Origin of the sequence: Aquimarina sp. TRL1 (assembly GCF_013365535.1) — a bacterium.
Classification (GTDB): Bacteria; Bacteroidota; Bacteroidia; order Flavobacteriales; family Flavobacteriaceae; genus Aquimarina; species Aquimarina hainanensis.
Genome location: NZ_CP053590.1, coordinates 238,540 through 254,204, shown reverse-complemented (window position 1 = coordinate 254,204; position 15,665 = coordinate 238,540). Strand labels below are relative to the sequence as shown.

Here is a 15,665-nt window from a genome sequence, read left to right as displayed (position 1 = left end):
ATTATAAGATAAAAACCATATGAATAATAGTATCTGGAGATAAGGCTGCGAAAGAAGCAGTTCCTAAGAATCGTCTTTGGAAAGTATAAAAAGTTACAAGAGCATGTATATCAGTACATGCTTTTTTTGTGTCTTTATATTAATTAGAAGTTGGGTTTGTACTTAAAAAAAATAAAACGATACCTGAGTTTAAAGATATTTATAAGAACTAAAACAAAATATCATTTTGGATTAAGATATTATTAAAAATAGGGGGTGTAAAATGTTTTTATTGTAAAATTAATGGTTGACCCTCATTTTTTTAGGGGTGTTTCTGTTTTTAATTATATATTTGCAGCAAAAACTCAATTATGTCAACACTTAGATTTCATGCCTTAAAAGAAGCAATAGGTCGTAAAACAGTAGTAGTAACTGAAGAAGAGCGACGTTCATCATTATTTGGTCAGAATGTATTTAATCAAGGAACCATGTTACAGTATCTTACAAAAGATGCATATAATAGTGTTATTGATGCTACAGAAAACGGATCAAAAATCGACAGAAGAATTGCAGATCAGATTGCTTCGGCAATGAAAGATTGGGCGTTGTCTAAAGGAGTAACGCACTACACACACTGGTTTCAGCCATTGACAGGAGCTACTGCAGAAAAGCACGATGCTTTTTTTGAGACTATTGGGAATGGACAAGCTATTGAGAAATTTGGAGGAGGACAATTAGTACAGCAAGAACCAGATGCTTCTTCTTTTCCAAATGGAGGAATTAGAAATACATTTGAAGCAAGAGGGTATACTGCATGGGATCCGACATCTCCTGCTTTTATATATGGAACAACCTTATGTATACCTACAGTATTTGTAGCCTATACCGGAGAAGCGTTAGATTATAAAACACCTTTGTTAAGAGCTTTACAAGCTGTAGATCATGCAGCGGCTGATGTAGCAAAATACTTCGATAAGAATGTAAAAAAAGTAAACGCATCATTAGGATGGGAACAAGAATATTTCCTGATTGATCGCGCATTGGCAGATTCCAGACCAGACATCGTTATGGCAGGAAGAACATTATTAGGACATGCTTCAGCAAAAGGACAGCAATTGGATGACCACTATTTTGGAAGTATTCCTAATAGAGCGTTGGCATTTATGAGTGACCTGGAAAAAGAATGTATGTTGTTGGGAATTCCTGTAAAAACAAGACATAATGAGGTAGCGCCGAACCAGTTCGAATTGGCACCTATTTATGAAGAAACTAATCTGGCAGTAGATCATAACTCATTAGTTATGGATATTATGGGGAAAGTAGCTGCTAAGCATAACTTCAAGGTTTTGTTACATGAAAAACCTTTTGCAGGGGTGAACGGGTCAGGAAAACACAATAACTGGTCCTTGTCAACAAATACAGGAGTAAACTTATTAGGTCCGGGAAAAACACCTATGAGCAATCTGCAGTTCTTGACATTTTTTATCAATACCATCAAGGCAATTCATGATAATGAAGAGCTGATGAGAGCGGGAATAGCTTCTGCGAGTAATGATCATAGATTAGGAGCTAATGAAGCCCCACCGGCAATCATGTCCGTATTTATAGGAGAGCAGTTAACAGCTGTCTTAAAAGAACTAGAAGGAGTAACCGATGGAAAGTTGTCTCCAAAAGAAAAAACAGATCTAAAGCTAAATGTGGTAGGGAAAATTCCTGAAATCTTATTAGATAATACAGATAGAAACAGAACCTCTCCATTTGCCTTTACAGGAAATAAATTTGAGTTTAGAGCAGTAGGGTCAACGGCAAACTGTGCAAACCCAATGACAATTCTTAATACAATTGTAGCAAAACAATTGGTAGACTTTAAGAAAGAAGTAGATGCTTTAATCGAGGCTAAAGATCTTAAGAAAGACGAAGCGATTTTTAATATCCTTAGAGAATATATCAAGCATTCCAAGAATATTTTATTCGAAGGAAATGGATATGGAGAAGCATGGGAAAAAGAAGCTAAAAAAAGAGGATTAAGCAATAATAAGACAACTCCGGAAGCACTAAAAGCAAAAGTAGCTAAGAAAAACCTGGAATTATTCGAGCAAATGGGAGTGATGAATAAGGTAGAGGCAGAAGCACGCTATGAAATTGAAATCGAAGAATATGTAATGCGTATTCAGATCGAAGGACGTGTACTGGGAGATATCGCAAGAAATCATGTGATTCCTACTGCGATTAAGTATCAAAATATGTTGATCAGCAATGTTACCGGTTTAAAAGAATTATACGGAGCAGACTTTAAAAAATATGGAAAAGAGCAATTAGATATTATAGAAGAAATCTCTCACCATATTAGTGTTATCAATGCCAAAGTAAATGAAATGACCGAAGAACGTAAGAAAGCAAATGCATTGGAAGATACGGAACAAAAAGCTGCGGATTACTGTAATAGGGTAAAACCGTTGTTTGATGAAATTCGATATAGCTGTGATAAATTAGAGCTGTTGGTCGATGATGAATTATGGCCACTGACTAAATATCGTGAATTATTATTTACAAGATAAGTAGGAAAGCGCTTACTAGTTAAGAAAAATTATGATAAATTAGTAAAAGATTAACATCCTTGAAAAACCTTTTAAAAGTCGTAGAACACAAGTTTTACGACTTTTTTTCGTTGGGTATTTCATCGAATTTTTTGAGAATGTTAAAAAAGGTGTGTTATTATTTTATAATTTTAGATTGTCAACGACACTACTATTAAGACAAAACCCTTAGATATTTGACTCCCCCCAAATGTTTTTTTATTAAGAACTTGCTTTTTATTGCAATAAAAACAGACTGTTTTTAGTGGTCATAGTTGCGTAATATTACTTGTAATTTTTAACCTTTAATTATAATTCACACATGAAAAAGTTGATTTTAAGCGCCGTAGCTATACTAGGCGCAACTACAATGTTTGCACAATCTAATTCTAGTAATGTCGGTCAGACTGGAGATGATAATAAAGCAAACGTTACACAGGTTGGAGCAACCAATGAGGCATTAGTAACTCAAGAAGGAGAAGCTAACTCATCAGAGGCTGTTCAAGGGAGCGACCTTTTTACTGCCAGAAACGGAAGTATTGTACAGACGCAAACAGGGATCAGAAATGTCGCTTTTGCAAAACACGAGGAAGACAATAACCAGGTAGTACAGGAACAATTAGGAATGGGAAATAATGCTTCTGTTACTCAAAACTTAGTACATTTTGGAGGCGATAATGTCGCAAATCAAAATCAGGAAGGACAGGACAATACTGCTACCATTTCGCAAGAAGGGTATGGATTCTTTACCTCTGGAACGGCCAATCAGGCAACTCAGAATCAATTAGGAGCAGAAAACTCTGCAGTAGCTTCTCAGAATGGAGAAGAAAACTTCAGTCTTTCTCAGCAAGAAGGTGTATCTAATGCCGTAACGATTGAGCAATCTGGATCAATTAACTATTCTGAGCAAACTCAGAACGGTGAAGCAAACTTAGCAGAAGGAACTCAGTTCGGAGAAGAAAACTCTTCTACTCAAACACAAATAGGAGGAGGAAACACAGCAACTTCTATTCAGGGGAGCAGTGCTTTTGAAGCTACCGGAGGAATTGTAGAGCAAACTCAGGAAGGAAATGAAAACAGCGCCTTCGCTCAGCATGAAGAAGTAGGAAATAGCGTAGTTCAGGTTCAGATTGGAGATGGAAACAGTGCATCTGGTACTCAAAACTTAGAGTATTTCGGAGGGAATAACAATATTGCACAAGGACAATCCGGAAATGGAAATATAGCAGAAGCTAAGCAAGAAGGAATGACAGGAGTATTTGGAGTAGAAAATACGATTACTCAGATACAATTAGGAAATGATAACAAAGCAACATCTGTACAAAACGGAGAAGCAAACTTCAGTGACATCATTCAGGAAGGAATAGAAAACATCGCTCAGGATACACAAAGAGGAACAGGAAACATGACGACAGTTCGTCAGAACGGAGTTTCTCACCAAAGTGTAATCATGCAAAATGGAAAGAATAACGCTGCTGTAGTTACTCAGATAGGAGGATAATACTACACCAGTAATTGTTTTCAGTAATCCCTGAGATTGCAGAAACACCATATTGTTGTGTTGGCATATTTCATATTATATAAGAGTATATAATATGAAATATGCCTTTTCCCACTACATAATGGTATAAAAAGAAAATTAGTATTCGTTTCATTTTATCATAAAGATCGTTGTCATGAAAAGAACACAGTTACTATGGATGATTCCCTTTTTTAGTATACACTTTCTTGTCGCGCAGGAAGAAAGTTCCTCGGATACACAGCAAACATATAGAGATTTTGTTGTGTTTTCACAGGCAGATCAATTGCGGCAGTATACAAATAGTCAGCAGACTAATGCGGTTTTCATTCAGCAAATAGGAGATAAGAACACTATCTTGTCCAATATACAATCAAATTCCTCATTGATTTCCATCGTTCAGAAAGGAAATGAAAATGATATCTCGATTCGAGAACAAGCAGATAGAACCGAAAAAGAATTGACCCAGTTGGGGAACCGAAATTCTATTGAAGAAATAGGTTTTAATGCAGGTCTTGTTACAAAATCGGAAGTCCTTCAGCAAGGAAGTGAATTAAAATTCAGACGATATGGAAGTAATTCATTGTCCAAAGATATGAAGGTAAAAATGACAGGAACTGATAAAACCATTATCATACGTAATTTTTAGAGCTGTCAGGACATGAAATGTATAGGGATATTGTGCGCATTATTGATGACTGCATCAGGGTGGACACAGTATGCCAATAACGAAGTAGTAGCAGCCTTAAAACAAGAAGCGGTTGCTGATGCGACTCAAATAACAGCCATCGCAACCAACACTTCTGAGATCTATAAGAGTTTGCGATTTTCTTTTAGCATTTTTACTACAGATGAGAACAATGTATTAACCAAAAATGTAAAAGAAGGTCGCTTTACAGTAAAAGCAAATGAGAGTATTGTACTTTCTAATGCTATTGTAGCGAATGATGAAACAAATAAAGTTGTCATTTTAGTACTGATCTACGATGAAGATCGGATTATAGGAAAAGACCGGGTCGCTTTTAATGAAGCCCCGGACAAAGTAAGCAGATTAACAGATGATCCGAAGGAACCGGAAGATGGTATTGAATTAAAAGGAATTGTAATAGAAGAAACCAAAACAAAACCGGGAAAAGATTTCTATGATTTTTTCTATCAATCCTATCTGATGAATCAGATTAATGGCAATAAAGTTGTAGGAATTTATGAGACATTGAGCTTTGGAAGAAGTACCATTATTCAGGTGAAAATAGAAGAAACCGTCTTACATGAGTTTTTAGGGAAACCAGATTTGGAATATTTAGAAGAAATGTCACGAGTCGCTATCCGAAAAGTGTACAAATATTTTAAGGACGCCAGAAACCAAAAAAAGGCTATTTTTCAATATTGAGAGGAAGTAGTCTATAGTATTTGTTTAAAACGGTCCATATGTAGTTTGTTCGCAGATAGCAGGATGATCGGTACGTTTTGTGACATTGATAACAACAGTATAAACACATGAAAATAAAAAGTTTAATCTTTGTTCTTGTATGCTTTATGACATTACTGGGATACGGACAAGATTTAGTGTACAAACCCATTAATCCGGCTTTTGGTGGAGATACTTTTAACTACCAGTGGCTGCTCAGTTCAGCCGAAGCCCAAAATACTTTTAAGGACGCAGAACGTTCCAGGGGAGAAGAATCAGATATAGAAAGATTCACTCAAAACCTAAACAATCAGGTATTAGGTCAGATTTCCAGATCCCTGTTTCAGGAGCAGTTCGGAAAAGACGGACTAAGAGAAGGAACCTATACATTTGGCACCTTGTATATAGAAATATTCCCATCAGCAGATGGACTGGTGGTCGATATTCTCGATACCAGTACCGGAGACCGTTCACAAGTAATAATACCTAATTAGATACGAATGCGCAGATCATTTCATTTAGTAGGCATACTGTTGGGTATTGTTTTATCTTTAACAGGATGCGGCAGTTATTTTAGCCAACCTTTCTCCGTGCAGGAAGCACGATTAGGCGAACAGACTTCAGTTACCAAAAAATTACAAAAAGCTCCGCAACCGGTAGAACCTATTGTTGTAGGAGTCTATAAATTCAGAGATCAAACTGGACAATATAAACCTACAGAAAACGGAAGTACCTTTAGTACAGCAGTAACTCAGGGAGCAACTACCATTTTGATAAAAGCCCTGGAAGATTCTAAGTGGTTTGTTCCTATAGAAAGAGAAAACCTGAGCAATTTGCTCAATGAACGAAATATCATTCGTTCCACCAGAAAAGAATACCGAAAAACAAAGAACCCTAATGAGCCGCAATTACCTCCTCTGCTATACGCAGGGATCATTCTGGAAGGAGGAATTGTATCATATGATTCTAATATCGTTACCGGAGGTCTGGGAGCTCGTTATTTTGGAATTGGAGGAGCAACCCAATACCGACAAGATAGAATCACAGTATACCTGAGAGCGGTATCAACTTCCAGTGGGAAAATTCTGAAAACAGTATATGTGTCTAAAACCATCTTGTCACAATCCTTAAGTGCCAATTTTTTTAGATATGTTAATTTTAAGCGGCTGTTAGAAGCAGAAACTGGATATACCCGTAATGAACCAGCACAGTTAGCTGTTACAGAAGCTATAGAAAAAGCAGTAAATTCTTTGATTGTCGAAGGGATAGAAGATAAGCTGTGGAAAGCAAAAGGAGATACAGCTGCTATCGATACTTGGGTTGCAGAATATCACGCAGAAAAGGAAACAGCAGCAAATACCCGGTTGTATGATCGTTATTTTAAAGAAAGACGGGGAAAAGCAGCAATAGCAGCTAAGGTAGGAGGGGCATTGATTAGTGGAGATTATGCTGATGCAGAACTTACATATACCACCGAATTAGGAGGAAAATGGTTTCTAAACCCCTACCTCAATATGAACTTGAGTGTACAGAAAATGGACTTGAGCAATGGAGCAGCTTTTGTAGAAGGACTTAATGCGGTTAATCTTTCTACAGAAGTAATCTTATTGCCCTTCGAGTCGTTTACCCCATTCCTTTTTGGAGGAGCCGGGATGGTGAGTAATGATGAATTCGAGAAGACACTGTTTAAATTTCAGTATGGGGCAGGGATAGAATACTTGCTATCTGATACTGTAGGAGTTCAGGTCGATGCGACCCATAATCTGGTAATGAGTGATGAACTGGATAATGTCGTGCAGGGAAAAAGAGATGATCAATATTTTACCTTTTCTGTGGGAGTCAACTGGTACTTTGATCGTTTGTTTAAGAAAAAAGAACACAAAAAAAAGATAAAAAAAGAAACCTCAGTCGATAATCAAAAGAAGAAATAAAGGATGAAAACTGACAATAAAATAACCCTTTTGATAAACAAGATGCTTATGTTGTGGAGACGATACCATTTGCGATCGTTGGGAGCAGGAATAATGCTGCTGTTTTTAGGAAGTTTGTTAGCTTGTAGTGAGGATACTATTGAGCTGGAAGGAGTAGGAAGTATTAAGGGGCGTATTGTAGAAAAAGGAAGTAATGAACCGTTGGAAAATGTAAAAGTTTCTACCAACCCCAGTTCGAGTACTGTTTTTACAGATGAAAAAGGATTCTACAAGATAGAAAATGTAGCCATTGGAGAATATTCATTATCAACGCAGCGAGAAGGATTGTTGACTAAATTTACTCCGGTCTCTGTAGTAAAGGACAAAGCAGTAGAAGTAGTGGTAGAAATGGAAGAAGAAACAGCAGGGAATCGCCCTCCAGAAGCGGCGATGCTGGTCTCTCCAAAAGATAACACCACAGCAGCTCCGGTAGAAGTGACATTAACCTGGATCGGAAAAGATCCGGATGCAGATGAATTGACCTATACCGTTACCTTAAAAAATGATGAAAACAGCTCGGTAGAAGTTTTTGAAAATATAAGCGATACTACCTATGTGTTATCAGGTCTGGGATATGGAATTAAATATTTCTGGCAGGTGACCTCCTCAGATGATATTAATGATCCCGTTTATAGTGAAACCTTTTCTTTTGAGACAGGGGTAGCACCAGATAATCGGATTTTATATACCCGACTTGTAAATGGTAATAGTGTGATTTATTCAGCAGATGAAAACGGAGAAAATGAAGTGCGGTTAACAGCATTGGATAAGAACAGTTTTCGTCCCAGACGAAGCGCACATACAGGAAGCATAGCTTTTTTACAGTCGGTAGGAGGGAAAATCCAACTGTTTACCATGAAAGAAGACGGTTCTGATACCAGGCAGGTAACCACTACGGTACCTGTTTCAGGGTTTAATTTAGAAGAGGTAGATTTTTCCTGGAGTTCCAGAGGAGCCACTTTGCTATTCCCTAGTCAGGATAAACTGTATCGAATAAAAACAGATGGGAGCGGCGTGCAGCAATTGTTCAAAACCGGAGATGGAAAACTGATTACGGAAATAGATTATAATGATACCACTCATACGACTGTAGTAAAAGTAAACGATGTCAATGGATATGAGGTAGCTATTTTTACTCTCAATGCCTCCTGGGCGGTAAAAGATACAATTCTAACAGGAATGCCTGGAGCTGCAGGTAGTATAAATCTGTCGGTTGACGGAACCAAAGTGTTGTATAGCAGAGATGTTTCCGGTTTTGAGCATGTGACATACAGACAATTGGATTCTAAACTTTTTGTACATACTATTGCAGATGGAACAGCAGTCGAATTATCGACAGGAAAACCAGCAGGAACCAATGACCTGGATGCCCGTTTTTCTCCTAATGAAGCAGCAGTTATTTTTGTGAATACCTCTAATGACGGACGTTCTGTAAAAAATATTCAGACTGTGGAAATTGGCGATATTTCTAATAGGAAAACATTGATAGAAGGTGCTGCGATGGCAGATTGGGAATAAAAAGGAAAGTCTGCTGAGCGATAAAAAACCTTTTTTGACAGGATAGTTTTTCAGCCCGCTGAATTCCATTATCTTTGCCATTTAATCCCATAATAATGAGTCAAGAAATTAGTAAGCGATACGCCCAGCGTGGAGTTTCAGCATCAAAAGAAGATGTTCATAGTGCCATTAAGAATATTGATAAAGGGCTTTTTCCCAAGGCATTTTGTAAAATTGTACCTGATCACCTGACCGGAGATGAAGATTATTGTTTGATTATGCATGCCGATGGTGCAGGAACTAAGTCCTCTTTGGCATATATGTACTGGAAAGAAACAGGAGATATTTCAGTATGGAAAGGAATCGCACAGGATGCATTGATTATGAATATTGACGATTTATTATGTGTTGGAGCAACCGATAATATCATGCTATCTTCTACTATCGGAAGAAATAAAAACCGTATTCCTGGAGAAGTAATTTCTGCGATAATTAATGGAACAGAAGAATTATTGGAAGAGCTTAAGAGTTTTGGAGTAACGATTCATTCTACCGGAGGAGAGACTGCAGATGTAGGAGATTTGGTACGAACAATTATTGTTGACTCTACCGTGACAGCGCGTATGAAACGAGAGGATGTTATTGATAATGCCAATATCCAAGCCGGAGATGTAATCGTAGGTTTAGCATCTTTCGGGAAAGCTTCTTATGAGAAAGAATACAATGGAGGAATGGGAAGTAACGGACTTACTTCTGCCCGACATGATGTATTTAGTAAGGTACTGGCAGAGAAATATCCAGAGAGTTATGATGCCGCCGTGCCGGATGAACTCGTATATTCTGGAAAAACACAATTAACGGACACTGTAGAAGGAGCTCCTCTCGATGCAGGGAAACTCGTATTGTCTCCGACAAGAACCTATGCTCCGATTATCAAAAAAATAGTAGCAACCTATAAAAAAGATACCATTCATGGAATGGTACATTGTAGTGGAGGTGCGCAGACTAAAGTATTACATTTTGTAGAGGATGTGCACGTGATCAAAGATAATTTATTTGAAGTGCCACCTTTGTTTAAATTGATTCAGGAAAATTCCGGAACCGACTGGAAAGAAATGTATCAGGTATTTAATATGGGGCACCGTATGGAATTATATGTAGCGCCAGAAATTGCAGAAGAAATAATCGCAATTTCCAAAAGTTTTGATGTAGATGCGCAGATTATAGGTCGTGTAGAAGCTGCTGATACCAAAAAATTAACGATCAAATCTCCTTTTGGAACATTTGAATACTAAGTAGTATAACGCATAGATGATTCCTTCTGACATTTGTAGAAGAAGCCTATTTTTCTTGGTAATTTTTGCTGTTTCTTGTTCAAAATATCAGGAGGAATCTATTTTTATTACCGTTTCAGGAGACCTGATGCCGGATCGGGGTATTCGGAAACAAGCATCCATTACCGGTATATCGGATTTTTTTAGTGAAATAGCTCCATTATATCAAACGCAAGATGCTTCTATTATCAATATGGAAGGAGTTCTTTCTTCACAGGTACTGGAACCTGAAAACAAAACATATACATTTATAGGAGACCCGGAGTGGGCAAAAGCTGCGTATAATGCGGGAGTTACCCATGCTGGCATAGCGAATAATCACAGCATGGATTACGGGGCGATTGGAGTAAGAGAAACACAACGGTATCTCCAGGAAGCAGGAGTGATACCTATAGGAGGGAGTTGTAATCCGGTTCTTCTCCAAAAAGGAAATACAACAGTACGGGTTTTTTCATATACAGATGTAGGAGGGAGTACCGGAGTACTATGTGATAGAGAAGAAATACTATTACAAGGTATTCAGTCTTACCGGCAGCAATATCCTAAAGAAGTTATCGTAGTGATTGTGCATTGGGGAATGGAGTACACCCATCGACCTACCTCCAGACAATCGATGCTTGCACGACAACTGATAGATCATCAAGTCGATATTGTAATAGGTCATCATCCACATGTCGTACAGCAGATCTCCTATTATAAAGGAAAGCCAATTATATACAGTCTGGGGAATTTGATCTTTGATCAAGTACGTCCAGGAACAAATACCGGAGGGATTCTCCAGATGGAGATTCAGGACAATCACCTATGTCAGTTAGCATTTTATCCAATTCGGTTGCACAAAGGAAAGCCAAGTTTTGTCAGTAAAGAAGAAATATCCAGATTAGCTAAAAATAGCTGGTTTGAAAAGGTAGCTCTTAGCCCGATTCCTAATGGATGGCTATTGCAAGAAAAGAAGAAAGCAACAGATATATGGGAAGTACGTATTGATGATGCTCATTTTCAGGGAAGAATTCGGGTCTCCAGGATGAAAACAAGAGAAGCCTATCGGTTATCTGTAATAGATACTACAGGAAAGGAAATAGATAAAAAACGATTAGATTATCCGGTGTACACACTTCAAAAAGGAGATATTAATGGTGATGGTAAAACCGATATTGTCTTGGGAATTGTCAAGGCGACCAAATACCATCCGGAAAAAGCAAAACGACTATTTACTTTTTCTCTGGATCAGGGAAAAATACGACCTCTATGGCTAGGGTCTCAGTTAAGCTACGAGCTAAAAGATGTAAAACTAGTGGAAGAAGAGGGAAAAGTCTATGTGTATTCTTTGGAATTTTATCATACTTTTATGGTAGGAAAGTACTATTGGAAAAATTTTGGAGTTACCCTGGATCGCTTTGTGCTCAAAGGAGCAGACGAAACAACAGCCACTCAGTTTTTTAATGCCTTGTGATCTCTCGTGTTTAGAATAGAAGCGGCATCGATAGCAACTTTTTAAAAAGTAATTGTGAACAAGTAATCTAATAAACGACCATGTGAAATAGGTGATGTTTGGAGTTGGATTAAAATAATCTCAATACATTTTATTTGATCTTTTAAAATTATAGAATAAACAGATGAAAAAAGGAATTCTTTTTGTTGTATTAGCCGCCATCGTAGGAGGAGGCTATTATTTTTTAACAAAAAAAGAAGGAGGAGTAGAAGAGGAAGACCCCGAGGCGCAAATGGTTCCCGGATTAGAAGAAAAAACGGAGGTAGCAGACCCCTTTGAAGAAGAGTTGGCAGCCTATTACGAAATCGATTTTATCAAAGAATGGTACCCCGAGCGAATCTACCCGGAACCTTTTGATTTTGATATTTCCCTAAAAGGAAAAACACTGGATGAACTTCGCATTCTGAGAAATGAATTATTTGCCAGAAAGGGGTATCTGTTTGAGGATGCAATTGCCAGGGGACACTTTATGCAATATGAATGGTATCAACCTATTTTTGATGTACCGGATTTCAAAGTAAAATTAACCTCTAAAGAAAAACGCTTTATTACCAAAGTAAAAGAAGCTGAAGAGACACTTAAAAAACAACCGTTTGTAGAAAAGAATGGGCATACATTTATCGCATTTAATCAGGTGTTGAATACCTCTCAATTTAAAAACCTGGGAGGGAGTATTCAACGTTCTTTAGAGAATACGAATGCCTGTATTATTCCGGGAGGACATAAACAAATGTTTCACCTATATGATTATAATCACTATCAATATATTCCCAATTTTGTCACAACTGATTCATATTTGCAGTTATTGCATAAGTACTTTAGTGGCATACTAAAGCATGTAGAAGAAGAACAGTTTATTCCAATGATGCGTACGATGCTCAATACCTTGTATACGCAATCTTATACAGTGTATAAAGAATCAGCGCATAAACAAGAACGAGCGGCAGCGGCATATCTGACCACTTATATTGCTATTGGTAGTACAGCATTGACAGGAGAGGAAAAAGAAGTCCCCGAAGAAATGCAATCCTTTTATAAGGAGGAAGTAGAGAAAATTCAAAATCATTCGGGAAACCGATCAGATTTTTTGGGAATTTCTAATGGGATGACAGACTACCAACAATTTACTCCAAGGGGAAACTATACCAAGAGCGAGACGCTTAAGAAATATTTTACCGGAATCAAATGGCTGAATTACGCTCCCTTTTTTCTGGATGAAAAACAACGATTTGATGCGGTATTATTACTAGCTGATATGATACGGTCTGATCGTGCATTGATGAAGGATTATACCCGATTTAATTCGCTGATAAGTATGATGGCAGGAGAAGAAGATAACCTGTCAATAGGAACTGTTATAGAGGTATTAGATACGTTGTATAAAGGAATAGAGCGTAAGGAAATGTATACCAGGTCAGTAAAAAAGGAGTTGATTGCGGCATTAAAAAAGCGGGAAGTCAATAAAATACAAGCCCAAACGGCAGATAAAAACAGAATGAATGTATTGTTTACTGCAGGACGTTATAGTATGGATGCTGCTATTTTTATGAAGTTGGTTCATGTAGATGGAGTAAAATCCAAACGCCCGTATCCCAGAGGATTGGATGTTTTTTCTGTATTAGGGAATCAAAAGGCATCCCATATAATAGAAGGAGTATATAAAGATGAAACTACCTGGGAAGCTTATCCAGAGAAGGTAGATTCTTTACAGCAGGTATTTGCAGCTTATTCAGATTGGGATAAGAATTTATATACCAAAACCATGCAGTTGTTATTGCAAATGAATAAATCAGATAGTAATTATCCTGGTTTTATGCAGACAGATTTCTGGAAAACTAAAAATGTTTCCACTTCATTAGCTGCATGGGCAACCTTAAAACACGATTTGATTCTATACTCAGAACCTGCTTTTGCAGCTCAGGGAGGACAGGGAGGAGGACCGCCACCACCACAGCATCTGAGTTACGTAGAACCTAATATTAAGTTTTGGGAGCATGCCCTGGCATTACTAAAACTAGAAAAAGAAATTTTGCAGGAAGCGGCTGTTTATACAGATCATTTGCGTTTTATAAATGAGGAATTAGAAGATTTGGCAAATCTCCTGTTGAATGTGAGTAAAAAACAATTGAAAAAAGAAAAAGTAACCGAAAAAGAATTTATAGAACTCTCTTGGATTGGTGCCAGAATGGAGCGTATTTTATTCCGTATTTTTAAAACAGATCACCTCCCTAAACAGGAAGCAGATATGGCAGTAGTTGCCGATGTATATAATTACAAACAATTTTTAGAAGTAGGAACTGGTCATGCTGATGAGGTGTATGTGGTCGCTGAGATTAATGGTAGCTATTATATTACCAGAGGAGCAGTTTTTAGTTATTATGAATTTTTATCTCCATCCCCTATGACTGATATGGATTGGCAGGAGAAACTCAAAACTAATCCCAAACGTCCTCGGTGGATTCGTAATACTTTGATTACCCCTGCAAAACCTTTGGAAACCAAACCGAGTTATGCGCTGATGGGAGATACCTATGGAGAAGAGTAGGAAAAAAAGAACATTTAGGAAAGCTAAAGGTGTTGGTTGTATGATTGAGAATAGTAAAAATAGGAGAACTACTTTTCATAGTGTTTAACTATTCTAATAAAAAAAATATTTACTGCAACTACGGGAAAAGAGTTGTCAGATTTTAATAGGATATAAGTTAATTTTCTATTTTTGACCCTTAAATTTAATATCATATGAGACATTTTTTTATTCTTTTTATTATACTTTTTACTTCAAGTATTTACTCGCAGGATCAATATGAAAAAAAATATAGCTTGGGGTCAGGATCTGGAAGTAAATGGTATAAGTTAATGACGTTGGATTTTAATGGGAATGGGAGTTATAATTCTGTTAATATGACCATTGATCTTCAATATGTAAACACTTGGAGTAAATATAATGCTAATGGTGTTTTTAGATTTAGAAAAGGACCAAATGACACTAACGCAGATTGGCAGAGTACTACAGCAGGTACGAGACAATCGGTATTTATGTTGAAAAAGATTGGGACTAAAGTATTCGAAATCTGGGGATATTCTAATGGAGGATGGGGACATTTATTTTTTAAATCAATAGTAAATAAAGAAGGGGCATTTAATGTGACGATTCCGGATACTCCTACAGTAATAACGAATGTAAGTCAACATGAAACAATAGTAAATAAAGGAGACTGGCATTTTGATTCTGGAAATGTATTTACACAAGGAAGTATCGGAATAGGAACGACAGATCCCAAGTTTAGAGTACATATCAAAGATCCTGTAGGTGGAGCGGCTTTTGGTATAGAGAGAGGGGGAGAATTATGGCGAATGGATATTGAAAATACAGGAGATCGTCTTTATATGGGGCATTCCAAAGCACCTAGTGTTTTTGTTTTTGATCATAGAAATGGAGGATCATTAAATATTGGTACCCGAAAATATTTTGGAGGATACAGTTTATCAGTTAATGGTAAAATACAAGCTACAGAAGTAAAAGTGCATACAGATTGGGCTGATTATGTATTCGAAAAAGAATATGATTTACCTACCCTAGATGAAGTAGAAAAACATATTAAAGAGAAAGGGCATTTAATTAATATTCCTTCAGCTACGGAAGTGGCTCGTAATGGTATTTATTTAGGAGAAATAAATGCCAGACTATTAGAAAAAATAGAAGAGCTTACTCTTTATACTATAGCGCAAGAACATCGTATTAATGAACAAAAGCAAAAAAATAAAAAATTAGAGAGTAGGATAGAACGGTTAGAGAAAATGTTGTTGAAAAATTAAAGAGATGCCTTTTCTAATTTATGAGTAAGCAATAAAAGTAAATAAATATAAGAAGAACCAGTTACAGCGATGTA

At 37.1% G+C, this 15,665-nt stretch carries 11 protein-coding genes; all 11 read left to right on the top strand.

The window, feature by feature from the left end:
- The first annotated feature begins 350 nt into the window (after positions 1 to 350).
- The 11 genes from HN014_RS01100 (at position 351) to HN014_RS01050 (ending at position 15,591) form a co-directional block, all read left to right on the top strand.
- On the top strand, positions 351 to 2,537 hold the full coding sequence (locus tag HN014_RS01100) for a glutamine synthetase III (protein WP_176027068.1): 2,187 nt from the start codon (positions 351 to 353) through the stop codon (positions 2,535 to 2,537).
- A gap of 340 nt (positions 2,538 to 2,877) precedes the next feature.
- On the top strand, positions 2,878 to 4,056 hold the full coding sequence (locus HN014_RS01095; protein ID WP_176027067.1) for a hypothetical protein: 1,179 nt from the start codon (positions 2,878 to 2,880) through the stop codon (positions 4,054 to 4,056).
- A 175-nt stretch (positions 4,057 to 4,231) separates the two neighbouring features.
- Complete coding sequence (locus HN014_RS01090) at positions 4,232 to 4,723, top strand: hypothetical protein (protein ID WP_176027066.1); 492 nt, start codon at positions 4,232 to 4,234, stop codon at positions 4,721 to 4,723.
- A gap of 12 nt (positions 4,724 to 4,735) precedes the next feature.
- Positions 4,736 to 5,464 carry a CsgE family curli-type amyloid fiber assembly protein gene (locus HN014_RS01085; RefSeq protein WP_176027065.1) on the top strand — a complete coding sequence of 243 codons (729 nt, stop codon included), beginning with the start codon at positions 4,736 to 4,738 and terminating at the stop codon, positions 5,462 to 5,464.
- Between the two features lie 107 nt (positions 5,465 to 5,571).
- The gene (locus HN014_RS01080) at positions 5,572 to 5,976 is read left to right on the top strand and encodes a curli production assembly/transport component CsgF (RefSeq protein ID WP_176027064.1); all 405 of its coding nucleotides are present in this window, start codon (positions 5,572 to 5,574) and stop codon (positions 5,974 to 5,976) included.
- A gap of 6 nt (positions 5,977 to 5,982) precedes the next feature.
- Positions 5,983 to 7,413, top strand: coding sequence for a CsgG/HfaB family protein (locus tag HN014_RS01075; RefSeq protein ID WP_176027063.1), 1,431 nt, complete (start codon positions 5,983 to 5,985; stop codon positions 7,411 to 7,413).
- 48 nt (positions 7,414 to 7,461) lie between these two features.
- A complete protein-coding gene (locus HN014_RS01070) occupies positions 7,462 to 8,970 on the top strand; it encodes a carboxypeptidase-like regulatory domain-containing protein (RefSeq protein ID WP_176027062.1) in 1,509 nt (502 codons plus the stop codon).
- A 95-nt stretch (positions 8,971 to 9,065) separates the two neighbouring features.
- Positions 9,066 to 10,244, top strand: a complete 1,179-nt coding sequence (locus HN014_RS01065; RefSeq protein ID WP_176027061.1) for an AIR synthase related protein — start codon at positions 9,066 to 9,068, stop codon at positions 10,242 to 10,244.
- Positions 10,245 to 10,260: 16 nt separating this feature from the next.
- Positions 10,261 to 11,736, top strand: coding sequence for a CapA family protein (locus tag HN014_RS01060; RefSeq protein WP_176027060.1), 1,476 nt, complete (start codon positions 10,261 to 10,263; stop codon positions 11,734 to 11,736).
- Positions 11,737 to 11,899: 163 nt separating this feature from the next.
- Positions 11,900 to 14,320 (top strand): DUF3160 domain-containing protein, encoded by a 2,421-nt coding sequence (locus HN014_RS01055; RefSeq protein ID WP_176027059.1) that lies wholly within the window; start codon positions 11,900 to 11,902, stop codon positions 14,318 to 14,320.
- A gap of 275 nt (positions 14,321 to 14,595) precedes the next feature.
- Positions 14,596 to 15,591 (top strand): hypothetical protein, encoded by a 996-nt coding sequence (locus HN014_RS01050; RefSeq protein ID WP_176027058.1) that lies wholly within the window; start codon positions 14,596 to 14,598, stop codon positions 15,589 to 15,591.
- The last annotated feature ends 74 nt before the right edge of the window (positions 15,592 to 15,665 follow it).